20 protein-coding genes are annotated in these 21,051 nt (G+C 69.3%); 10 read left to right on the top strand and 10 right to left on the bottom strand.

From position 1 onward, the window contains the following. Nucleotides 1-28: 28 nt before the first annotated feature. Nucleotides 29-916, bottom strand: a complete 888-nt coding sequence (locus H5407_RS13760; RefSeq protein ID WP_183105025.1) for a hypothetical protein — start codon at nt 914-916, stop codon at nt 29-31. Nucleotides 917-1,061: 145 nt separating this feature from the next. On the opposite strand from H5407_RS13760, the gene H5407_RS13755 reads away from it, so the two are divergent. The 6 genes from H5407_RS13755 (at nt 1,062) to H5407_RS13730 (ending at nt 6,348) form a co-directional block, all read left to right on the top strand. Then, on the top strand, nt 1,062-1,994 hold the full coding sequence (locus tag H5407_RS13755; protein ID WP_183105024.1) for a DMT family transporter: 933 nt from the start codon (nt 1,062-1,064) through the stop codon (nt 1,992-1,994). A gap of 83 nt (nt 1,995-2,077) precedes the next feature. Then, nucleotides 2,078-2,992 (top strand): PIG-L deacetylase family protein, encoded by a 915-nt coding sequence (locus H5407_RS13750; RefSeq protein ID WP_183105023.1) that lies wholly within the window; start codon nt 2,078-2,080, stop codon nt 2,990-2,992. Nucleotides 2,993-3,003: 11 nt separating this feature from the next. Next, a complete protein-coding gene (locus tag H5407_RS13745; protein ID WP_183105022.1) occupies nt 3,004-3,969 on the top strand; it encodes a succinylglutamate desuccinylase/aspartoacylase family protein in 966 nt (321 codons plus the stop codon). A gap of 66 nt (nt 3,970-4,035) precedes the next feature. Next, nucleotides 4,036-4,428, top strand: coding sequence for a hypothetical protein (locus H5407_RS13740; protein ID WP_183105021.1), 393 nt, complete (start codon nt 4,036-4,038; stop codon nt 4,426-4,428). 64 nt (nt 4,429-4,492) lie between these two features. Beyond that, nucleotides 4,493-5,152: a DsbA family oxidoreductase gene (locus tag H5407_RS13735; RefSeq protein WP_183105020.1), complete on the top strand. Its 660-nt coding sequence runs from the start codon at nt 4,493-4,495 to the stop codon at nt 5,150-5,152. 170 nt (nt 5,153-5,322) lie between these two features. Then, complete coding sequence (locus tag H5407_RS13730; protein ID WP_183105019.1) at nt 5,323-6,348, top strand: recombination-associated protein RdgC; 1,026 nt, start codon at nt 5,323-5,325, stop codon at nt 6,346-6,348. Here the strand turns inward: H5407_RS13730 and H5407_RS13725 are convergent, their stop codons facing one another. From H5407_RS13725 to dusA, 7 genes are all read right to left on the bottom strand, one after another. After that, on the bottom strand, nt 6,349-6,795 hold the full coding sequence (locus H5407_RS13725) for a hypothetical protein (RefSeq protein WP_183105018.1): 447 nt from the start codon (nt 6,793-6,795) through the stop codon (nt 6,349-6,351). It abuts the gene before it with no gap. A gap of 26 nt (nt 6,796-6,821) precedes the next feature. Continuing rightward, the gene (locus tag H5407_RS13720; protein ID WP_183105017.1) at nt 6,822-7,607 is read right to left on the bottom strand and encodes an FAD:protein FMN transferase; all 786 of its coding nucleotides are present in this window, start codon (nt 7,605-7,607) and stop codon (nt 6,822-6,824) included. 4 nt (nt 7,608-7,611) lie between these two features. Then, nucleotides 7,612-8,154, bottom strand: a complete 543-nt coding sequence (locus H5407_RS13715) for an FMN-binding protein (protein WP_183105016.1) — start codon at nt 8,152-8,154, stop codon at nt 7,612-7,614. Beyond that, nucleotides 8,154-9,461 (bottom strand): hypothetical protein, encoded by a 1,308-nt coding sequence (locus H5407_RS13710; protein WP_183105015.1) that lies wholly within the window; start codon nt 9,459-9,461, stop codon nt 8,154-8,156. Before H5407_RS13710 ends, H5407_RS13715 begins: the two co-directional genes overlap by 1 nt. Nucleotides 9,462-9,492: 31 nt before the next feature. Then, a complete protein-coding gene (locus H5407_RS13705; RefSeq protein ID WP_183105014.1) occupies nt 9,493-10,656 on the bottom strand; it encodes a cytochrome-c peroxidase in 1,164 nt (387 codons plus the stop codon). Between the two features lie 221 nt (nt 10,657-10,877). Then, nucleotides 10,878-11,513, bottom strand: coding sequence for a methylated-DNA--[protein]-cysteine S-methyltransferase (locus H5407_RS13700; RefSeq protein WP_255501239.1), 636 nt, complete (start codon nt 11,511-11,513; stop codon nt 10,878-10,880). 8 nt (nt 11,514-11,521) lie between these two features. Further along, on the bottom strand, nt 11,522-12,559 hold the full coding sequence (dusA, locus tag H5407_RS13695; protein ID WP_183105093.1) for a tRNA dihydrouridine(20/20a) synthase DusA: 1,038 nt from the start codon (nt 12,557-12,559) through the stop codon (nt 11,522-11,524). 352 nt (nt 12,560-12,911) lie between these two features. Here dusA and H5407_RS13690 point away from each other — a divergent pair, with 352 nt between their 5' ends. From H5407_RS13690 to H5407_RS13675, 4 genes are all read left to right on the top strand, one after another. After that, complete coding sequence (locus tag H5407_RS13690) at nt 12,912-13,709, top strand: DUF4198 domain-containing protein (protein WP_183105013.1); 798 nt, start codon at nt 12,912-12,914, stop codon at nt 13,707-13,709. A gap of 11 nt (nt 13,710-13,720) precedes the next feature. Continuing rightward, the gene (locus H5407_RS13685; protein ID WP_183105012.1) at nt 13,721-14,206 is read left to right on the top strand and encodes a hypothetical protein; all 486 of its coding nucleotides are present in this window, start codon (nt 13,721-13,723) and stop codon (nt 14,204-14,206) included. A 188-nt stretch (nt 14,207-14,394) separates the two neighbouring features. Further along, nucleotides 14,395-16,590 (top strand): TonB-dependent hemoglobin/transferrin/lactoferrin family receptor, encoded by a 2,196-nt coding sequence (locus H5407_RS13680; RefSeq protein ID WP_183105011.1) that lies wholly within the window; start codon nt 14,395-14,397, stop codon nt 16,588-16,590. A gap of 147 nt (nt 16,591-16,737) precedes the next feature. Then, the gene (locus H5407_RS13675) at nt 16,738-17,415 is read left to right on the top strand and encodes a TonB family protein (RefSeq protein ID WP_183105010.1); all 678 of its coding nucleotides are present in this window, start codon (nt 16,738-16,740) and stop codon (nt 17,413-17,415) included. Between the two features lie 361 nt (nt 17,416-17,776). Here H5407_RS13675 and H5407_RS13670 read toward each other — a convergent pair whose 3' ends face one another. Continuing rightward, entirely contained in the window at nt 17,777-18,475 is a 699-nt protein-coding gene (locus H5407_RS13670) for a hypothetical protein (RefSeq protein WP_255501238.1), read from the bottom strand. Nucleotides 18,476-18,486: 11 nt separating this feature from the next. Then, complete coding sequence (locus H5407_RS13665) at nt 18,487-20,643, bottom strand: phosphocholine-specific phospholipase C (RefSeq protein ID WP_220800614.1); 2,157 nt, start codon at nt 20,641-20,643, stop codon at nt 18,487-18,489. Nucleotides 20,644-21,051: the final 408 nt, after the last annotated feature.

The following is a 21,051-nucleotide window of genomic DNA, read 5'->3' as shown; positions in this document are numbered from 1 at the left end:
CCGCGGCGCGGGCCCTTTCAGCGGGAGCTCATTGGCAACGTGCTGGGTCCGTGCCGGGCAGGGTCGGCGGCGGCGATTCACCGCGGGACTGCGCCAAGCGGTTGCTCTCATAGAACGGCAGCGCACAAGATGGGCGCAGGCCGGTCTCGTGAAGCGCCCGCCGATAGACCGACTTCAGGCTCCCAAGGTAGTCGGCCATCAGCTGCCATTGCGCTTGCGTGGGGCGGCCCCCGCCGGCTGGCCACAGCGTGGCGACATCCGGGCTGTAGTCCGGCCGGTCAGACCCGTAACCCGTGCGCACGGGTTTGCCCTCCACGGGATCGAACAGGGCCATTCGCAGTCCGAAACGCAGATGCGCTTCCGTGGGGTCTCCACCGCCGACCCAATTGCCCTTCGCGACGAAGTTCGGGCCGACGAAGAAGCCTGCCTCCTTGGCACTGTTGTAGACCGTGCCGTCCACGATCAGCAGCACGGCGTCGGTGGGAGCCGCCTTGATCGCCGTCACCAGCGCCTCCGGCCACGGATTCATCACGCCCGTCTTGGGATCCCACAGCTCCCCCAGCACGTTGCGCGCAAAGGCCAGGTCCACTGGCAAGCGGCTGACCTCATAGCGCGCCTCCATCATCAGCTCGTCTTGCACCGCCCGGTAGATGGCGTCCGTGAGCAGGTCGTCGTCCCTCGGCTCGAAGCGGAACTCGTTGTATTTCGAGATCAGCAGAGTCCCGATCTGCTGGACGCGGGCCCGGCTGCCCGACAACACCATCACGCCAACAGTTCGAGCCCGCTTGGACAGATCACTGTCATGGGCCTGGTACACGCGCTCAGCCCAGGCGCAGGCCGGCAGCAGGCAGTTGGCGGCCATCGCTGCCACGGCCACCAGGGCCGTCCGTCGGGCAGCCCGTTTCAAGTACTTCATGGAATCCCTCGCCCCTTGGCTCATGGCCCGGGGATCACTGTCTGTTCCTGTTGATGAGTGCCGCCGGCACCGGCAGTGATTCTAGACCGGACAAGCGCGGACTCTGACGCGCGGCACGTGCCAGGACGCCTGCAAAATCAGGGCCATGCCCCGCCCACCCTTGCCCATCGCCGCTTACCTCTGCCTCGCCGCCAGCACCAGTCTGGTTGGCAGCTATGTGGGCCTGTCCAAGATCCTGCTGCTGAGCTTTCCGGTCTTCCTGCTGGCCTGGCTGCGCTTCGGCATCGCGGCGCTGATGATGGCGGGCTGGGTGAAGGCGCCGGCCGGCGCGGCCCCCTTGAGCCCGCGCACAAGGGGCCTGCTGTTCCTGGAGAGCTTCATTGGGAATTTCCTGTTCTCCATCTGCCTGCTCTTCGGCCTGCGGCAATGCTCGGCCATGGCGGCCGGGGTGATCATGTCCGGCATTCCGGCGGCGGTGGCTCTGCTCAGCGCCCTCTTTCTCAAGGAACGACTGCGGCCGCTGGTGCTGGCCGGCCTGGTGCTGGGCGTAGCGGGCATTGCGCTGGTAGCCCTGGAGCGCCAGGGCGGTGCAGCGCAGTCCACGCCCCTGGGCATCGCCCTCGTGCTGGCCGCGGTGTTCTGCGAGGGGACCTATGTGGTCATCGGCAAGCGCCTGACGCAAGACCTGGCCCCGCGTCGCATCAGCGCGCTGATCAACCTCTGGGGATTGGCGCTGGTCACGCCCCTGGGCCTGTGGCAGGCGCTGTCCTTTGACTTCGGCGCCGTGCCTGCGCCGCACTGGGCCTTGCTGGTCTTCTACGCGGCCGCAGCCAGCATGATCACCGTGGTGCTGTGGATGCGCGGACTGCGGGCGGTGCCGGCCTCGCAGGCCGGGGTGTTCATGGTCTTCCTGCCGGTGGCGACGGCCCTGGTGGGCTGGGTCTTCCTGGAGGAGCAGCTGCAGCTCACGCAGGCCCTGGCCTATGGACTGGCCCTCAGCGGCGTGCTGCTGGCGACCTGGCCCGAACGTGGCGGGCGCCCCACCGGCATGCCGCTGACGGAGCAGGGCAATCCCTGAGTTTGCTGGGATTGCCCCGCGCTGCGCCATGCGGCGGCCGACAATGCCCTACCATTGGCTGGCCTGCTGCAGCTGTTTTGCCGATGTCCCCTTCCCGCCCCCCAGCCCTTGAAGCCGAAGATGCCCGCCAAGGCCGTCTACCCGCCACCGAGGCTGATCGAGCCCGCGAGCTCGCCGCCTGGCTGGACTGGGTGAACGACTGGGCCCGCCTGATGCAGCTCCCGCCCTGCAACGAGGCTTCGCCCGCCCGCAAGCGCCGGGGCCACACACCGCTGGCGCTGGTCTTCTCGCCCCATCCGGATGACGAATGCATTGTCGGCGCCCTGCCCCTGCGCCTGCGGCGCGAGTCTCACTGGCGCGTCTGCAACGTGGCCGTGACCCTGGGGAGCAACCTGGCCCGGCGCCAGCCGCGCTGGCAGGAGCTGCGTCTGGCCTGCGAGCTGCTTGACTTCGAGACCCTGCAACTGGCCGAAGGGGGCCTGGAGCAGGTTCGCCCCGACACCCCCATCGCCCAGCCCGCGCTGTGGCAAGCCCATGTCGACAAGGCCGCCGCCCTGCTGCGCCGCGAGCAACCCGCCCTGGTACTGCTGCCCCATGAAGGCGACGGCATCGCCACCCACATGGGCGTGCACCGCCTGGCGCTGGACGCCCTGCAGGCAGCGGGCTACAACGGCCTGGTGGCCCAGACCGAATACTGGGCGCCGCAGTCGGGAGCCAACCTGATGGTGGAAAGCTCCAGGCAAGACCTGGCACGCCTGGTGCAGGCCCTGTCCCGCCACGAGGGAGAGGTGGCTCGCAATCCCTACCACCTACGCCTGCCGGCCTGGATGGCGGACAACGTGCGCCGCGGCGGTGAGATGATTGCCGGCGCCGGCACGGCGCCGCCGGCCTTCGGCTTTGCCACCCTGTACCGCCTCACCCGCTGGCTGGCTGGCCGCGAGCAGGACGACCTGCCGCCGCGCATGGCCGGTGCCGCCGAACGCCTCAGCCTGGCCTGAGCGCGACCACCATGGGCCTTCCGCCACCCGAGTCCGTGCCCCTGGGCCATCTGCGCCTGCATCAATACCTCGGGCTGGTTTCAGGCCCGCGACTGCTGATCACCGCCGCCGTGCATGGCAACGAGAGCTGCGGCGCGCATGCCCTGTATCGCCTGGTGAACGAGCTCGATGCCGGCACGCTGGAGCTGCGCCGGGGCCAGCTGACTGTGCTGCCCGTCACCAACCCCCTGGCCTGGCAGCGCCGGCAGCGCCAGGGCGAACGCAACCTCAACCGCCGTCTGATGCCCTCAGCACAGCCGGCGAACTACGAGGACCGCGTCGGCAACGTGCTGAGCCCGCTGCTGGCGGCCCATGAGGTGCTGCTGGACCTGCACTCCTTCCAGGGCGAGGGCGAGCCCTTCGTCATGCTGGGCCCGCGTGACAACAGCGGCCCCCTCGAGCCCTTTGCCCACGCCGAGGCCGAAGCCCGGCTGGCGCGGGAGCTGGGCGCACCTCGCATCGTTGAGGGATGGATGCGCTGCTACGCCCGCGGGCTGGCTCAGCGCGGTGCGGATCCGGCCGCCATCGAGCTGGCCGTCGGCACGACCGAGGCCATGCGTCGCGCTGGCGGCTACGGCGTCACGCTGGAATGCGGCCAGCACGCGGACCCGACCGCCGTGGACTTTGCCCATCGCGCCGTGCGGCGCGCGCTGGCCCTGCTGGACATGATCGATTCCGTCGAAGCCGAGGCGCTGCCGCCCTCGCCCCCCGAGCTGCTGGAGATGCTGGTGGTGATCGACCGCCTTCACCCCCAGGATCGCTTCGCCCGGGTCTGGCGCAATTTCGATCCCGTCAACGCCGGCGAGTGCATCGGCTGGCGCCATGACGGCCAGGCCGTGCTGGCGCCAGGCGACGGCCGCCTGGTCTTCCCAGACGAGAAGGCCGCCGTCGGCACCGAATGGGTGTTCTGGGCCAGGGCCAGCGAGCGGCGGCTCTGATCCAGGGCATGGCATCGCTTCGACTGCCCTCTACACTGACTGCCGGGACAGCTCACTGAATAGGCCATGGACTGGAATCAACACGGCAGCTTTCATCTGCAGTGGCGGGGGGACGTGCTGGTGGTGCGCTACGAGGGCGTCTGGAACGAGGTGGCGGCGCGCCACCTCCATCGTGACGCAGCGCTGTTGTGGGCACGGCATCCGGCCCGCTGGGCCATGGTGGGTCTCTTCGAGGCCTGGGAGGGCGCGACGCCCGAGACACTGAAGGTATGGCTGGACTTTTTCCTGGATGCCGTGGCCCACGGCCTGGGTGCCTATGCCGTGGCCATGCCCACGGCCCTGCATGCCAGCATGGCGGAAGGGCTTCGACGCGAGACCTCCAAGCGCGTCGATCGCAAGGACTGCGCCGACCTGGCCGACGCCCTGCAATGGCTGAGTGAGCTGGGCTACGCCTCTTGACGCGGCCTGAGACTGGAAGACCCCATGCCGGCAGGCCGCGCCGCCGCGGACTACCATCGACCCCATGCTCAAGATCGATTTCGTCTCCGATGTTTCCTGCCCCTGGTGCGCCATCGGGCTCAAGTCCCTGGAACAGGCCCTGACCCAGGTGCCCGACGTGCAGGCCGAGATCCGCTTCCAGCCCTTTGAGCTGAACCCGCAGATGCCGGCCGAGGGCGAGGAGATCAATGCCCACCTGGCCCGCAAGTACGGCGCCAGCCCGGCCCAGTTGGACCAGACCCGAGAGCAGATCCGCCAGCGCGGTGCCGCACTGGGCTTCAGCTTCACCAAGGGCGCTCGGGACCGCATCTACAACACCTTCGACGCCCACCGCCTGCTGCACTGGGCCGGTGAAGCAGACCTGGCCAGGCAGAAGGCGCTGAAGCTGGCCCTGTTCACCGCCTACTTCACCGAGGGGCGCAACCCGGGCGCCCGCGATGTACTGCTGGCCGCCGCCGAGAGCGCCGGGCTGGACCCGGCCGCCGCCTCGGCGGTACTGGACAGCGAAGCCTACGCCGAGGCCGTGCGCGAACAGGAGTCCTTCTGGCATGCGCAGGGCATCAGCTCCGTGCCGGCCCTGGTCATCAACCAGCGCTACCTGCTGCAGGGCGGCCAGCCGCCCGAGGTCTTCGCCCAGGCCCTGCGGCAGATCGCGGCCGAGGAAGCGAAGGCCGCGGGCACCTGAGCGTCGCGCGATGTCGGCCCCCATTTACGACGGCTTGTAAAGGGGACCGCTCCCAGGCGGATCCGCCTCCCGGCTGAGCGACAATCCACGCCAGTCGGCCGCCGCGCGCGGCCCTGGGAATGAATCGTTGAGCGCCCCGCCGGGGCGTTTTTGCTTGAGAGAGGTCGTCCGTGTTCAAGAGTCTCCTGCTGTACCGCATCGCGCCTGAATGGCAGGCCACGATCGAGGAGATCGAAGAAGCGCTCGAGCCCGAGCGCTTCGTGCCCTGTGGGGCCACGCAGCCGCTGTCGGCGGGCTGGGTCTCGCCGCGCGGCATCGCGCATGCCCCGCTGATCGAGGACGTGGGCGGCCATTGGCTGCTGAAGCTGCAGGTAGAGCAGCGCGTGCTGCCCGGCTCCGTCGTGCGCCGCAAGGTCGATGAGCTGTGCGAGCGCATCGAGCAGGAGACCGGCCGCAAGCCCGGCAAGAAGGTCAAGAACGAGCTCAAGGAGCAGGTCACGCAGGAGCTGCTGCCCCAGGCCTTCACCAAGCAGGGCGCCACGCGCGTCTGGATCGACGTGAAGCAGCGCCTGCTGATGGTGGACGCCGGGTCGGTCAGCAAGGCAGACGAACTCATCACCCTGCTGGTCAAGTGCCTGCCCAGTCTGGTCGTGCAGCTGCTGCAGACCGCCGAAACGCCCGCGGCTTGCATGGCAGCCTGGCTCTCGGACGGCGTGCCGCCGGCCGGCTTCACCGTCGATCGCGAGTGCGAGCTCAAGAGCGAGGACGAGATGAAGTCCGTGGTGCGCTATGCCCGCCACCCGCTGGACATCGAGGAAGTCCGCCAGCATCTGGCCGCCGGCAAGCGCCCCACCAAGCTGGCCCTGACCTGGCGCGACCGCGTCTCCTTCCTGCTGACGGACACCCTGTCCATCAAGAAGATCGCCTTCCTGGACATCGTCTTCGAAGGCCGTGACAAGCCCAGCAAGGACGAGGCCTTCGACGCCGACGCGGCCCTGGCCACGGGCGAGCTCTCCCAGCTGCTGCCGGACCTGGTCTACGGCCTGGGCGGCGAGCATGACTTCGCCGCGGCCGCCCTGCAGGGCGTGAGCCTGCAGCTGCAGAAGGAGCAGGCCGTGCCGGCCGCATCGGCCCCTGCCTCATCGACGCCGACGGCAGCGAACAGCGGCGCCGCAGAACCCGCGCCCTGGGACTGATCAGCCGCCCGGGCGATGGCGCCGCGGCCGGTGCCAGGCCCACAGCAGGACGAGGCTGGCCGCCAGCCCGGCATGCAACCAGCCTGTGGCCTCATGCCAGGCCTCGGGAACCAGGTAAAGCAGCCCGTAGGCCGTCAGCACCACGACCGCCAGCACCGCGCAGAGCCACAGGCCGCTGCGTCGCTGCCCCAGGCGTCCGGCCTGGGCACTGAGCCGCCAGCCCGCCGGCACATGGCTGCCCGCAACCATGCCCAGACCCAGCAGCACCAGCATGCTGGCCAGGCCGTGCAGGCGCAGCAGCCAGGCCTCGGCCGGTGGCGGCAACGTGTCGGCATCGCGCCCGTAATGCAGCAGCAGCCAGGCCAGGCCGGAAGCGGCCAGCACCGTGAAGCTGGTGTACAGCCAGCGCTTGTGCCAGCCGGGCAGTTTGAGCAGAGGAGCGCGCATGGAAGGTCAAGGCGGAATCGGGGCGCTCAGTGCCGCCAGATCCAGACCCGGGCCTGCAGGCGCGTGAGCAGCGCGGATTCTCGCTCAGGGCCGGGCGCCGCCGGGATGCCCAGTGCACCCAGGCCCGCCAGCTTGCACAAGGCATCGGCCCACAGGGCGGAGGGCGCCGCCACGGCCACCTGCACGGCATCGCCCGGATCCAGGCCGTGCAGCCGGCTGCGGCTGTCCGGCGCGTAGTGGCTGCTGGCGAAGGCGCCATCGGCCAACTGGCCGAACTCGCGCAGGCCGCCGCGGGTTTCGTCGCGCAGCAGCAGCGGCACCGGTTCCGGGCCGAAGACATGCAAATCGCCGCCCGCATTGACGCAGCCGCAGACGGCACCGCCGCGGCGCAGCTGCGCCACCACGCGATCGACGATGAAGCCCTTGGCGATGCCGCCCAGGTCCAGCTGCACGCCGTCCTGCGTCTTGTGCAGCCGGCCGTCGCGCAGATGCCAGCGCCGCACCCCGCTGCCCAGCGTGGGGTCGAAACGGCCGCCGCTGCGATCACGCAGCCAGGCCGCTGCGGCCATCACCCGCTGAGTGGCGGGCTGAAGGGCTAAGCTGGTGCCGCCTGGCAAGGCATTGAAGCGGGCGATGTCGCTGGCCGACTGGAACCGGCTCAGCTGCCCTTCCAGGCGCTCCAGCAAGGCGAAGCCCGCCTCGAGGCGCTGCGCGCCGGCCTGGGGATCGGGATGGCGCAGGGCCAGCTCCACCACCGTGCCCAGCGCCGGCCGGGCCCGTCGCTGCAGGGGCGGCAGCAGGCCGCTCCCCATGGCCTCAGCTGAGCACACCGCTGCGCCGCGCCTGCTCAACCACCGCCACAATGCGCTTCACACCCTCGGTCACATGACCGCAGGACAGTGTGGCGCCCGAAATGTTGGCGATGTCATCGCCCAGCTTCAGCGGCGCGCCCTGGGCCTTGCCCAGGAACTGCTTGCGCCAGGCCGGCGTGCGCACCTCGTGTCCATGGCTTTCGCGGTAGGAGAGGATCTCCACACCGCGCACCTTGCCGTCCGCACCGATGCCCACGGCATAGCTGATCAGCTCGAACTTGCCCAGCACGTCGTCAGCGACCACGACCCCGAGAAGTTCTTTGCCCTTGTAGGCCAGGCGCAGCCTCCACTGCGCGCTGCGCGGCTTGACGCCCAGCGCGGCAATGGCCTGAGCCTGGGTGGCGTCCAACTGCCAGTCGCGGATCTCGAAGCGTTCGGCCTCGGCGAACATCAGCCTGGACGCCGCCTCGGCCGTCATGTAGTCCACGGCGAACGCCCCCGCAGGTGAAAGGGCCAGCGCGGCGGTGGCGGCCAGGCGCAGCTGCATCAGAAGCTCCAGCCCAGACCGAGGTTGAGGCGGTTCAGGTCCTTGTTCTGCTTGAAGCGCTGCACATCGGCCTTGAACACCACGCCCGGCGCGAACTCGAAGTTCGCCCCGAGGGTGTAGACCTGCTCGGCCGCCAGCACCTCGGGCGTCAGGCCCGTACCGAGCTCGGCATAGGCAGCCGCGGTGTTGAAGCGCTCCCAACGCACGAAGGGCTTGAGTACGTAGCTGCCCTGCTCCCACAGCTTGTAGGCAGCCTGCACATAGGCGCCATCGAAGCGCGAGGGGATGAGGCTGTCGCCACCGACCAGGGGCAGGTTCAGCGCCGCGGTGTTGGAGATGGTGCCGCGGCTGTAGAGGGCCGAGAGGTCCCAGGCGCCGGGCGTCCAGCGGGCGTGCAGGTCCCACAGGGTGATGCGGGACTCGCTGGCCTGCTGCTTGTGCGTGGCCAGGCCGGTGAAAACGGAGCCGCCCAGCAGCAGGCCCGGGATGCCACGGTAGTTGGCCGCGCCGAAGAAGGACAGGTCACGCGAGCGCGCCTGGGCCATCTCCTGGTGGATCGAGCCCAGCGGGGACTCGCGGCCCTCGCTGCTGCTGGCGTCCCACTTGTTCAGGTCAAAGCCGGTGGCGATGCCTCCCTGCAGAGTCCAGCCGCTGTCCAACTGGCCCACCAGCTGGATGCCGCCTTCACGCCAGGTGCTGGGGATGATGGCGGTCTCGACGAAGTTGCGTTCCACGCCGTAGTAGGCGGTGGGCTCGTGGTTCTCGTTGATCAGTCCCATGGGCACCAGGAAGAGGCCGCCACGCACGGCCCAGTTCGGATGGAACTGGTGCTCGACATAGGCCTGCTCGATGGCCACCTCGCCGGCATCGTCGGCCGAGGCCACGGCGTGCTCCACCTCGATCTCGGCCACGACCTTGGTCTTCTCGTCGAAGCGGTGCTGATAGCCCAGCACCAGGCGGCGCAGGTCGGCCTGGGCGTCCTTGCTGCTCTTGGTCGGGCGGTTGTAGTTCAGCTCGGCATAGCCGCTCAGCACGGTGGCCGGCGCGGCCGCAGGGCGTTGCGCCTCGGCGAACGCGGGCGGGATCGAGACCGGAGCAAGCGGCGCCGGCGCGGGCTTGGCGGCCTCTGCGGCACGCTGCTGCTGGACCTGGGTGAGCTCGGCGCGCAGCTTGTTCAGCTCGGCGGCCAGTTGGTCCACGCGGCGCAGCAGCTCCTGCTCGGTGGCGGTCTGGGCCTGGGCAGGTTGCAGGGCCAGCATCAGGCTGAGGCTCAGTGTGCTGAGCAGAGGCAGGGTCTTCTTATTCATGAGGGGCAATTTAACGGTCTTGGATGGGGGGTCAGCGGGCGTAGCCGTCGCTGAGCGTGCGCAGGAAGGCGACCACGTCGTCGATCTCGGACTCGTCCAGCGCCGGTGCATCACCGGGCTTGCGGTTGTAGGGGCCTTCGCTGGTGTTGACGTTGCGGCGCAGGGCCACGGGCAGGTCGTTGAACTTGTCGATGCTGCCGTCGGCCAGACGCGGGTACCACTTCTCAGGGTAGACGTCGCGCTGCACGTAGAAGCTCACAACCTCGCGCAGGCTGCTGAAGCGGCCGTTGTGGAAGTAGGCCTTGCGCTGGGCCACATTGCGCAGCGAGGGCACCTTGAAGGCGCCGCAGAGGTCCTGGCGGGCCAGCAGGTCACCGCCGTCGCGGGCGCACAGGCCCAGATCGAAGAAGGTCGGATCGGCGTTCTGGGCCAGGGCGGTGTTGCGCGGCACACCCAGGGCGTCATAGCTGAAGTCGGTGAAAAGCGGGAAGCTGCCATCGGCGCCCTTGGCAGAGGGATGGCAGGCCGCGCAGTTGCCCTTGGTCTTGGCGTTGAAGAGGGCCAGGCCACGCAGCTCCTGCTCGCTCAGGGCGGTGCGGCCGCGCAGGAACTCGTCGTACTTGCTGCTGTAGGGGCGGAACTCCGCGTCCTCCAGCTGGTAGGCCTGCAAGGCCAGCTGCATGCGCTGCAGAGCGTCCGTGGGGCTCTTGAAGATGTCGGCGCCGAACTCCTTCTTGAACTCGGCGGCGTAGCTGGTACGAGCCAGGCGGGCGATCAGGTCCTCCACGCTGGCATTGGCCATCTCCTTGGGATTGAAGAAAGGCTTGCCGGACTGATCCATGAGGCTGCTGGCTCGACCGTCCCAGAAAAAGCCGCCATTGGGCGTGCCTTCCTTGTCGAAGTTGAAGGACTTGTTGCCCGCCAGATAGCGCAGTCCTGGCGCGGTGCGCCCGCCCTCCAGCTCCATCATCACGCCGCCCGGCTCGGTGGGCTTGCCGTTCAGGGCGCCGGCATGGCCGGTCTCCGGCGTGTGGCAGCTGATGCAGGCCTGCTGGCCGGAACCGGAGAGGCTGACGTCCTTGAAGATCTTCTCCCCCAGCAGCGCCCGGCTGCTCAGGCCGCTGTCAGCGGGCGCGGGCGCGGGGCTAGCAGCGCTGCCACCGCCACCGCAGGCGCTGAGGACGAGGCTCAGCATGAGCGCCGAAGCCATCGTCAACAAGGAATTCACAGTCGGAGTTTGGGCGTATTCAGCGTGAGAGAGCGAAGGCTGGACGCGCGTCTGAGCGGAGCGAAGCATGGTTTGCACTTGGATTAGCAAGCGCAATGATAACAATTCGCAATTGCGTGACCTTTATCCAGATCAAGACCGCGGCCCCAGCGACGCATCCACGCCACGCCGGCAGGGCCGCACCGCCCTCAAAAATGATCCAGATCCAGGCTGCCCTGCTGCCCCACCCACTGCCCAGTGGCCTGGGCTTCCAGCGCAAGCAGGCGAGCCTTGGTCACCGCGCCGCCATGCGCGGAGAAGCCGCCCAGGCCGCCCCGCCCCCCCGCGGCCGGCAGCACGCGGTGGCAGGGCACGATGGGCGCAAAGGGGTTCTGCCCCATGGCCTGGCCGACGGCGCGCGCCCCGCCCGGCATCTTCAGCAGTGCGGCCAGCTCGCCATAGCTGCGGGTCTGGCCCTGGGGAATCTGGCGGGCCAGGGTGAACAGCGCGCGCTGGAATGGCGTCAGGGCGCGCTCGTCCAGCACCACGCGGCTCACGACGGCCGGCTGCCCGCTGACCAGCGCCTTCACGCAGTCCATGGCGTCCTGCACGAAAGCGGGCACCGCGTCGCCCTCCCGGGCCTTGTGCGCCGAGGGGAAACGCTGGCGCATGCGATCGCGCGTCTCGCCCCGGCTGGCCTCGGGCAGCTGGGCGCCAACCAGGCCCTGTGCCGACCAGGCCAGGCCGCACAGGCCCAGGGCAGTCTCGAAGCACAGGTACTGGAGCATGAGGGGCAGGCTGCCAGGTTCGGCGGCGCCCTCCCCGCCTTCGGCGATGGGGTTCATGGGCGCTCTCAGGCCACCAGCAGGCTCACAGGACGCAGGCCGGCCTGCTGCGAACGCGCCTCGCTGGCCTGCAGAGCCACCTCGCCGGGCCGCAGGCCCTTGAGCTTGTGATCGGACCAGATCTGGCGCCAGCGCCGTGCGCCGCCCAGGCCGTTGTAGAGACCCAGAGCGTGGCGCATGGCCTGCGGCCAGGGCCTTCCAGCCTGGACCACGCGCTCCAGGTACTGCACCCAGGCCTGCTCGACCTGCTCACGGCTCCGGGCCGGGCCGGGTGTGCCGAAGAAGCGCTGGTCCCAGCCGGCCATCTGCCAGGGTTCGTGGTAGGCCTGACGGCCCACCATCACGCCGTCCACGTGCTGCAGTTGCTCGGCGATCTCCTCGTCCGTCTTGAGACCGCCGTTGATCACGATGGTCAGGTGCGGGAACTCGCGCTTGAGCTGGTGCACCAAGGCGTAGCGCAGGGGCGGCACCTCGCGGTTCTCCTTGGGCGAGAGCCCCTTGAGCCAGGCATTGCGCGCATGGACGATGAAGACCTCGCAGCCGGCCTCGGCGATGCGGCCCACGAAATCGCGCACGAACTCATAGCTCTCGATCTTGTCGATGCCGATCCGGTGCTTGACCGTCACCGGGATGCTGACGGCATCCCGCATGGCCTTGACGCCGTCGGCCACCAGCTCCGGCTCGGCCATCAGGCAGGCCCCGAAGGCCCCGCGTTGCACACGCTCGCTGGGGCAACCGCAGTTGAGATTGACCTCGTCATAGCCCCAACGCTCGGCCAGCTTCGCGCAGGCGGCCAGGTCCGCCGGCTCGCTGCCGCCCAACTGCAGCGCGACCGGGTGCTCCTCCTCGCTGAAGTCCAGGTGGCGCGGCTGGTCGCCATGCAGCAGAGCGCCCGTGGTCACCATCTCGGTGTACAGCAGGGTCTCGCGGGTCAGCAGGCGGTGGAAGTAGCGGCAGTGGCGATCCGTCCAGTCCAGCATGGGCGCCACGCTCAGTCGCCATGGGGAAGCTTCGCGCTCCGGTGCTTGATTTTCTTGGGTCTGCATCATTCTGGACTTTGGGGACTTCGGCGGATTTCTGCGTTTTCAAGCGCCCCGGGTGTGGCGGGGTTCTGCAGCCTGTCACAAGCACGGCATCGGTCTTAGCTGCAGGAGGCAAGGCCCTTGCCCAAGTCCGCATCAGCCAAGGTGGGGTCCGCCATTTTCTCAGAGTCGATGACGTTCAGCAGCGGCGAGTGGTCGGGCATCCGGGCAAAAGCTCTCGCAGCCAAGCTCCGCGATCCGCCTCCCGTGATCCAATCGACGTGTTCTTGCAAATACAAATCGTTCTCATTTATAGTTGCAATAAAACGCACTCAATCGAGCAGCGCATCACCCCACCTCCTGCCGCCCCCACACCATGCTCCTCACCCGGCTGAAAACCCTGGGCCTCTGGCTGACGCCGCTGCTGCTGGGCAGTGCTGCCCAGGCCCATTCGCCCTACCTGAAGCCCAATACCTTCAATGCCGAACAGCAGCGCAAGCACGTCACCGTCGAAGCCTCCTTCGCTGAAGGTGAGCTGCGCCCCGATGTAGCGATGAAGTCCGACAGCTTCCATGTGATTGGCCCTGACGGACGCAGGCAGCCGCTGGTGCCAGCTGCCGTTCTGAAGGACGCCAGCTATCTTGAGGTCCCCCTGGATGCCAGCGGCACCTACCTGGTGTCATCAGGTGTCAGAAAGGGCCGACTGGCCAAGGCCCTGCTGCGCCGGGGCCAGCTGCACTTCACCGAGCAACAGGAAGACCCGCTGCCGGGTGACACCCCCGTCGAGGTGCAGAGCCTGACGCGCGCCGATGTCTACGTCAGCCGGGGCCGCCCCAGCGCTGTGGACTTCGACACCGACGGCCTGGAGATCTACCCGGTCACCCGGCCCTACGACCTCTACGCGGGCGAAACCGTCACCGTGCGGGTGCGGGAGAACCGCAAGCCCCTGGCTGGCGAAACCCTGACTCTGATCGCCGACGGCCAAAGCTATGCCAGCCAGAAACAGGCCGAGCAGCACTTCAGCACCAACGCCGCCGGCGAAGTGAGCTTCAAGCCGCAGGCCGCCGGCGTCTACCTGCTGCAGGTCCGTGTGCGCCGCCCCTCCCCCGACAAACCCACGCTATGGCTGAGCAACACCGCCACGCTCACCATCGAAGTCCAAGCCCAGCCCTGAGGCGCACCCCCATGAAACATGCCCTGCCCCCCATTCTGCTGGCCTTCCTGGCGCTGCCGGCCCTGGCCGCCTCCCATTCCACAAGCACCTTCATCAGCGAGCAGGACCTCAACGGCGACGGCAAGGTGCTACCCGATGAGTTCCGGCTCGGCCGCCAGCTCGAGTTCGTCCGCATCGACTTCAACGCCGATGGCCAGCTGAGCGAGGCCGAATACCTGGGCGAGTTCGAGGGCCGGCTGATGCTGCGCGTCGGCAAGATCGCCGATCCGGAGAAGCGCCGCGAGGAACTACAGCGCCAGATGCGCCAGGCCAAGGTCCGCTTCGGCGTGCTGGACACCGACAAGAACGGCAGCATCAGCCTGGAAGAGTTCCAGGCCACCGGCCGGCACATGTTCAAGCTGCATGACCGCAACCAAGACGACGTGATCGACGAACTCGATATGAAGATCGCCGAGGACGAGCAGAAGGCGGGCAAGACCAGCTTTGTGTCGCCCTGACTGGACGCGCTGGGCTGTGCAACTGCCCGCCTCGTCACGACCCCTGGACCGGCTTCCCGCCGCTGAGTCGCGCGCACACCGGCGGGCTTGCCCCCGCGTTCCGGGCCTTCCGGACACCCCCTTTACTGATTCATTCGCACCAGCCAGCCAGCGTCGCCAGCCCGTGCCACATCCCCAAGGACTGATCCATGCTGCGCAAGACTCCGATCGCGCTGGCGCTCGGCGCCCTGGCCGCGCTCGCCGCCACTCCCAGCACCGCTGAGACGCCCTCCTCCACCTCTTCGGCCGAGCCTCGACAGCTTGCCGAGGTGACCGTCAGTGCCACGCGCACCGAGCGCAGCGTCGAAGCGGTGCCCAACACCGTCACCGTCTATGACAGCCAGCGGCTGAAGCAGCGCGACGCCCGTGACCTCAAGGACATGCTGGACGCGGAGGTGGACATCGCCGTGCGGGCCACCACCGGGCGCTTCACCGCAGCGGGCGCCGCGACAGGGCGCGCGGGCAATGAAGGCATCAATATCCGCGGGCTGGAAGGCAACCAGGTCCTGATGAGCCTGGACGGCATTCGCCTGCCGCAGAGCTTCAGCTTCGGCGCCTTCGCCAGCGGACGCGCCGACTACATCGACACCGAGCTGCTGGCCGGCGCCGAAGTGCTGCGGGGGCCGGCGTCCACCCTGTTCGGCAGCGACGGCCTGGGTGGCGCCCTGGTCCTGCGCACGCAGTCTCCGGAGGATCTGCTGACCCGGGGGCGGCGGCAGGCCGGCTTTGCCGCGCTGGGCGCCTACTCCATGGACCGTTCCTCCAAGCTCAGCGCGGGCTTTGCCACATCGTCCGGCCCATGGCAGGGCCTGCTGGCCGCGGTGGTGCGCCGCGGTCATGCGGTAGAGAACATGGGGCGCAGCGAGGTGGCCAACGTGAACCGAACCCGCCCGAACCCGACGGACATCCGCTCGCACAGCCTGCTGGGCAAGCTGGGCCTGCGCCTCGACAGCCGGCATGCGCTGCAGGCCACGCTGGAAACCCGCCAGCGGGACACGGACACGGAGGTCCTCAGTGCCAACGTCGCGGTCATCGACGCCAGGACGCCCGCCACGGCCGTCATCGGCCTGCAGGCGCAGGACCGCCTGGACCGCCGCCGGCTGTCGCTGGAACACCGCTATGAAGACCTGAACGCAGCCTGGCTGCAACTGCTGCGCACCCAGGTCTATGTGCAGGACAGCAAGACCCGCCAGCACTCCGCGGAAGACCGCTACACGGCGCCGGACCGAAGCCGCGACGGCTTCTACAAGGAGCATGTCCAGGGCATGACCACCCAGGCCCAGACGCAGTTGCCCGGACAGCGGCTGACCTACGGCCTGGAGCTGAGCCGCAACACCGTCACCGCCCTGCGGGATGGCACGGTGCCACCCGCTGGCGAGACTTTTCCCAACAAGCCCTTCCCCGACACCCACTACCTGTTGGCCGGCGCCTACCTCCAGGATGAGCTCGAACTCGGCGACTTCAGCCTCATCCCCGGCCTGCGCCTGGAGCGCTACTCGCTCAAGCCCTCCGCCGAGGGCTACACCGGCGGCAGCGTGGTCTCCTTGTCGGACCAGGCCGTGACGCCCCGCCTGGGCCTGGTCTGGCGCCCGTTGCCGGCATTCCAGCCCTATCTGCAGTGGTCCCAGGGTTTCCGTGCCCCGACGCCCGACCAGGTCAACAACGGCTTCGCCAACCCGGCGCAGGGCTACCGCAGCATCGGCAATTCGGAGCTCAAGCCGGAGCACGCGAACAGCCTGGAGCTGGGCGTGCGCGGCACGCTGGACGAGCGCCTGCGTTGGCAGCTGAGCCTCTACCAGAACCGTTACCGGGACTTCATCAGCCAGAACGTGGTCCAGGGCAGTGGCACTCCGGCAGACCCGCTGGTGTTCCAGTACATCAACCTCAGCCAGGCTCGCATCCGCGGCATGGAGTTCCGCCTGGTCTGGCAGCCCCTGGCCGGCCTGTCCCTGAGCACCGCCCTGGCCGACACCCGGGGCGACAGCACCCGCGCCGGCGTCGATACCCCGCTGGACACCGTCCAGCCCACACGCCTGAGCACGGCCCTGCGCTGGGAGCATGGCGACTGGGACCTGCAGGCTGCCTGGCAGCATGTGGCCGCCAAGAAGGCCAGCCGCTCGAGCAGCGCCAGCCACTTCCTGCCGCCCGCCTATGACGTGATCGACGTAGGCCTGAGCTACCGCATCCACCCGACCCTGCGCGCCGCGGCCCTGATCACCAACCTGGGCGACAGGAAGTACTGGCGCTGGAGTGATGTGCGAGGCATTGCTGCCACCAGCCCCGTGCTGGATGCCCACACGGCGCCAGGCCGGCAGCTGCAGCTGTCGCTGCGCGCTGACTTCTGAGGTCAGGACCGCGCCCGCCATGTCCGTCCAGCCCACGCTCCCCGACAGTGCCGGAAAGCGGCCAGACCACCGGCTTGCACACGCCTCTGAGCCGCCTCGCGCGGCAAGGCTCCAGCAGGCCGGGGTGGGGAGGCTGCCGAGGTGTGCATGAACCGCTGGGCCGCCTCCTTTGCCGTGCTGCTGCACGGTGGACTTCTGCTCGCCGCTGGGTCAGGCGCGCCACGGCCACCGGCCGTCCAGGGCCTGGCCGCCGACCGTCCCACCCTGGCCCTGCGCCTGTCCGCCCTGCAAGAGCCCGAGGCCAGGCGAGAGAAAGGGCTCAGGCCTCCGACGGTGGCCCAGGCCCTGGTCCTGCAGCCGCCGACACCCCTGCTCATCGCCCCCCCGGAACTGCAGCCTGGCGGCACGGCGCAGCCTTCTCCTTCGCCCGCGGCCCTGGACGCCCCCTCGCCCGAACGCCTGGGCATGCGCGAGGCCTCGTCGCGGGAGCCCGATCCCGCCCCCTCGCCCCCGGATCCTGCGCCGCAGGCCCTGGTTCCCGCTGCCCAGCCGCCCGAGCACCTGGCCTGCCAGGCTCGGCAGGCGCAGCGCCACTACCCGGCCCTGCTGCGAGACCGGGGCATCGAAGGCCGGGTGGTCGTTCGCGTCCGGGTGGATGAGAACGGCCGCGCAGCGGAAGTGCAGGTCCTGAATCCCAGTGGGTGGCGGCTGATGGACGAGGCCGCGCGCCAGGTCGCCACGGCCTGCGCCTACCTGCCCGCCCGGCGCGCAGAGCAGCGCCTGATGGCCTGGATCGAGTACCCCGTCCGCTTCAGCCTGCATTGATCTCGGCGTGCCCTCCTGCCCCCGCCCCTGGACCGCCCCGGCCCGAGCCTTGAACAGACATCCATGAACAGACACGTCCCCCTTGCACACAGGCAGCGCGAGCGCGCGGCCCGGCTTCGCTGCCTCTGTGGTTGCGACGAACCGCCCGTCCGCCTGGCAGCAGACAGCCCGCGCCCCCGGTTCCGGCGCCTCGGCAGCCCGCATCAGGAGCCCGCAGAAGCGCTGCCGGCACCGCCGCCTCCACCCCGTGCGGGGCAGCGCCGCGTCCACAGAAAGGGCAGGCGATGAGCCGCGGCGCAAGCCGGCGGGTCCTGGGCTGGCCGATGGCCCGGCGCCCGCCCGAGCGGAAGGCCATCGAGGGTCAGGCCCCTGGCTTGCGTCGGCGCGCGCCGACCGCCAGGGCCAGCACGCCCAGCACGAGCCAGCTCAAGCCCGCCGGTTCCGGCACCAGCGAGGGCGCCGGAGCATCGAGCACGAAAGCCAGGTTGTCGGCATAGCCGTCGTTGTCCCCGCCGCCCAGGCGTTCCATCGACAGCGAGAACATCAGCCGGCTGGTGCCAACGGGCAGCCAGTCGCTGACCTCGCGGTAGAACAGGCCGGTGACATTGCCGCGGTCCCCCGGCTTCACCGGCCCGATCGTGGCATGGCCGATCTCGCTGTCGCTGCCGTCAAGGAAGGAGACATAAAGCAGCGCGTTGTCGCCCTGGGAGGCCCAGCCGCCCAGCCAGCCGCTGAGCTTGAAGGACAGCGGCCGCGTCAACGTGCCGGCCAGGTCCAGCAGTTGGTAGCCGGCCGTGCGAGCGCCATCGCCGGCGAACATGCGCTTGCCGCGATCCGCTGGACCGGGCTGGGTCGGCAGGACCCAGTTGGGGCCATAGGCGACAGCCTGCGGGCGGGCATAGCCGTCGAAGGCGAGCCAGCTGGAGGCCACGTCGGTCTCGGCGTCGCCGTTGACGATCAGGTTGCTGCCATACACGGGGCCGGCCTGGGCGCCCACGGCGGCCAGGGCCAGCATTGCAGCGCCGAGCCAGTGCCGGGCAGAGGTCGTGTTCTTGCTCATGAGGATTCCGTTCATGCAGTCGTGGGTTGATCGAGCCGGGCAGCGCCCTGCAGCGCCGGGTCGCTGATGGACGGCTTGCCGTCCTCGAGGTGGCCGGCGAAGCGGCGCAGCCAGCCGCCGAGTCCCTTCACGCGCAGGCTGAAGTCGTACCAGTTCTGGCTGGCGGCTAGCGGAATGCGCAGGCTCGTGCGGCTGCGCGCCACGACGGTGATTTCGCGCGGCGTGGCGGACAGGTACTTGTTGGCTTGCAGCACGAAGGTGCAAGGTGCGCCGCCCTCGTTGACGAGGTCGATCAGGAGCTCGCCGCTGGCACGCGCGGTGCGCAGCACGAGGCTGGGCAAGGCGCTGCCGCTCGGGCGCCGCACATCGCCGGCAACGTGGCGGTGGAAGCCATTGGGGCCGAGCACCCACAGGTCATAGGCTGCGGCCGTGGGCCAGCGGCCCTGCAACTGCTTGCCCGCCTCGACCGTATAGCGCCGCGGCATCTGGTCCAGCGCGAGCCGGTCGTAGACATGGAACACCGCGCCCTGCTCGCCCGTGTTCTCAAAGCTCAGCAAGACCTGACCCCCGTGTTCAGGCACCTGCGCCTGCACCTGCAGGTCGTAGGGCAGCGAACGCGCTGGTCGAATGCCGGCCCGCTGCACGGGCGCTGCGAGTGTGGCGGGCGCCGTCGGCGCCTTGGTGCCCGGCAGCGCCAGGGCGCGGGCGCGGCGCTCGGCCGTGGCCGGCAGCAGCTGCAGGAAGCCCTCGTCGTCGGGGTTGGCGAAGTCGAAGCAGGACTGCAGGTCGCCGCAGACCGCACGCCGCCACGGGCTGATCAGCGGTTCCTGGACACCGAAGCGCGCGGCGATGAAGCGCAGCACCGAGCTGTGGTCGGCCACCTGCGAGTTGACCCAGCCGCCCTTGGTCCACGGCGAGACCACGTACATGGGCACGCGCGGGCCGAGGCCGTAGGGGCGATGGTGGGTGCGTGCATCGGCGCCGTTGAGCACGTGGTGGTACTCACCGCTCGTATCGACCGTCGATGCACCGGCCAGCTGCGCCTTGGCTGGGTCGGCGTCATAGGCGACGTAGGACGGCACAGCCGGCGGCGGCACATGGTCGAAGAAGCCGTCGTTCTCGTCGAAGTTGATGAACAGGACGGTCTTGCTCCAGACCTCCGGGTTGGCCGTCAGCGCGTCGAGCACGCGGGCCGTGTAGTCGGCGCCAGAGGCCGGGCTCGAAGGTCCCGGGTGCTCCGAACCTTCGGCCGTCGCGACGATCCAGCTGACCTGCGGCAGACGGTTGGCGAGCACGTCGGCCTTGAGCAGATCGAGGTCGCGCGTGCTGATGCCACGTTCTCGCAGCGCCTGCGAATAGCCGGCACGCTCGTACCAGGCATCGCGGAAGGGCCGGAAGCCGGCCAACGGGTTGTCGGTGAAGTTGTCCGACATGTTCTGGTAGACCTGCCACGAGATACCGGCAGCCTGCAGGCGCTCGGGATAGGTCGTCCAGCGGTAGTCCGTGGCGCGATCGGTGTTGAACCATTCGCGGCTGTTGTCGGTACACGGGCCGCCGGCGACGGCAAGCGGATCGTTGTGCCCGGTCCAGAGGAACAAACGGTTCGTGTTGGTGCCGGTCTGGGTTGCGCAGTGGTAGTGGTCGCACAGCGTGAAGGCGCGTGCCAGTGCGAACTGGAACGGCAGGTCGGCCTCGCTGAAGTAGCCCAGCGAGTGGTTCTGCTTGGCGTTGCACCAGTCGTTCATGCGGCCGTGGTCCCAGGCGAGCTGGGCGTCCAGCCAGGCGTGCGGCGTGCCGGCGACGCGCATCAGCGCGAAGTCCTGGCTCGTATTCAAGGGGAACGGTGCGATCGCCCGGCGCTGGCCCCAGTCAGGCCGGCCCGGCACCGGATTGCCCCCCTGGGTCGGCTGCACGAACACGCTCTTGCGGGTGAACAGGCCCGGACGGTCCTTGACCGGCGCGGGGAACGGGTCGCCGAAGCCCCGCACGCCGGCCAGGGTGCCGAAGTAGTGGTCGAAGCTGCGGTTCTCCTGCGTCAGCACGACGATGTGCTCGACATCCTCCAGGCTGCGCGTGCGCTGATTGGCGGGGATGGCCAGCGCTCTCGCGATGGCGGGAGGAAAGCTGGCCAGCACGGCGCTGGCGCGAAGGAAGGAGCGGCGGCTCATCGTGCGGCTCCCCGGCATGCGCGCAAGCAGCGGCGCGCCTGGGTCGCGTGCAGAGCCGCGACGGGCGTGAAACGGGACATGGATGTCTCCTGTAGGACAGAGTGAAGAGGGGCTCGGACGTCGTGCGCGGCGCCACTGTAGGCAGCGCTCGTGAAGACGGGGTGACAGATCGGCGACGCCTCGACTTCCTTCGCTCAGCGCCCGCACGCGGCGGGCTGATGGGCGACGAGTCCTTCAGCATCGACGGTCTTCAGCAGCCCGAGCCCGGCAGAGGCGGCCTCGCTCCAGGAAGCCATGCCCACCACACGCGGCTCAGGCCGGCCCGGGTGCGGGCGAGCCGCCACACGTCGGCGCCCGGCGCACTCGCGTCGCCCACCATCCGTTGAATGCGGGCCAAGTTTTCTTGTC

The organism is Mitsuaria sp. WAJ17 (assembly GCF_014174515.1).
GTDB lineage: Bacteria > Pseudomonadota > Gammaproteobacteria > Burkholderiales > Burkholderiaceae_C > Roseateles_B.
The sequence above is the reverse complement of the archived record's forward strand: the minus strand, read 5'-3'. Positions and strand labels throughout refer to the sequence as shown.

Coding starts and splice junctions, on each gene's coding strand:
- H5407_RS13760 (WP_183105025.1), bottom strand. CDS start 916: ATGAAGTACTTGAAACGGGCTGCCCGACGGACGGCCCTGGTGGCCGTG.
- H5407_RS13755 (WP_183105024.1), top strand. CDS start 1,062: ATGCCCCGCCCACCCTTGCCCATCGCCGCTTACCTCTGCCTCGCCGCC.
- H5407_RS13750 (WP_183105023.1), top strand. CDS start 2,078: ATGTCCCCTTCCCGCCCCCCAGCCCTTGAAGCCGAAGATGCCCGCCAA.
- H5407_RS13745 (WP_183105022.1), top strand. CDS start 3,004: ATGGGCCTTCCGCCACCCGAGTCCGTGCCCCTGGGCCATCTGCGCCTG.
- H5407_RS13740 (WP_183105021.1), top strand. CDS start 4,036: ATGGACTGGAATCAACACGGCAGCTTTCATCTGCAGTGGCGGGGGGAC.
- H5407_RS13735 (WP_183105020.1), top strand. CDS start 4,493: ATGCTCAAGATCGATTTCGTCTCCGATGTTTCCTGCCCCTGGTGCGCC.
- H5407_RS13725 (WP_183105018.1), bottom strand. CDS start 6,795: ATGCGCGCTCCTCTGCTCAAACTGCCCGGCTGGCACAAGCGCTGGCTG.
- H5407_RS13720 (WP_183105017.1), bottom strand. CDS start 7,607: ATGGGGAGCGGCCTGCTGCCGCCCCTGCAGCGACGGGCCCGGCCGGCG.
- H5407_RS13715 (WP_183105016.1), bottom strand. CDS start 8,154: ATGCAGCTGCGCCTGGCCGCCACCGCCGCGCTGGCCCTTTCACCTGCG.
- H5407_RS13710 (WP_183105015.1), bottom strand. CDS start 9,461: ATGAATAAGAAGACCCTGCCTCTGCTCAGCACACTGAGCCTCAGCCTG.
- H5407_RS13705 (WP_183105014.1), bottom strand. CDS start 10,656: ATGCTGAGCCTCGTCCTCAGCGCCTGCGGTGGCGGTGGCAGCGCTGCT.
- H5407_RS13700 (WP_255501239.1), bottom strand. CDS start 11,513: ATGAACCCCATCGCCGAAGGCGGGGAGGGCGCCGCCGAACCTGGCAGC.
- dusA (WP_183105093.1), bottom strand. CDS start 12,559: ATGCAGACCCAAGAAAATCAAGCACCGGAGCGCGAAGCTTCCCCATGG.
- H5407_RS13690 (WP_183105013.1), top strand. CDS start 12,912: ATGCTCCTCACCCGGCTGAAAACCCTGGGCCTCTGGCTGACGCCGCTG.
- H5407_RS13685 (WP_183105012.1), top strand. CDS start 13,721: ATGAAACATGCCCTGCCCCCCATTCTGCTGGCCTTCCTGGCGCTGCCG.
- H5407_RS13680 (WP_183105011.1), top strand. CDS start 14,395: ATGCTGCGCAAGACTCCGATCGCGCTGGCGCTCGGCGCCCTGGCCGCG.
- H5407_RS13675 (WP_183105010.1), top strand. CDS start 16,738: ATGAACCGCTGGGCCGCCTCCTTTGCCGTGCTGCTGCACGGTGGACTT.
- H5407_RS13670 (WP_255501238.1), bottom strand. CDS start 18,475: ATGAGCAAGAACACGACCTCTGCCCGGCACTGGCTCGGCGCTGCAATG.
- H5407_RS13665 (WP_220800614.1), bottom strand. CDS start 20,643: ATGAGCCGCCGCTCCTTCCTTCGCGCCAGCGCCGTGCTGGCCAGCTTT.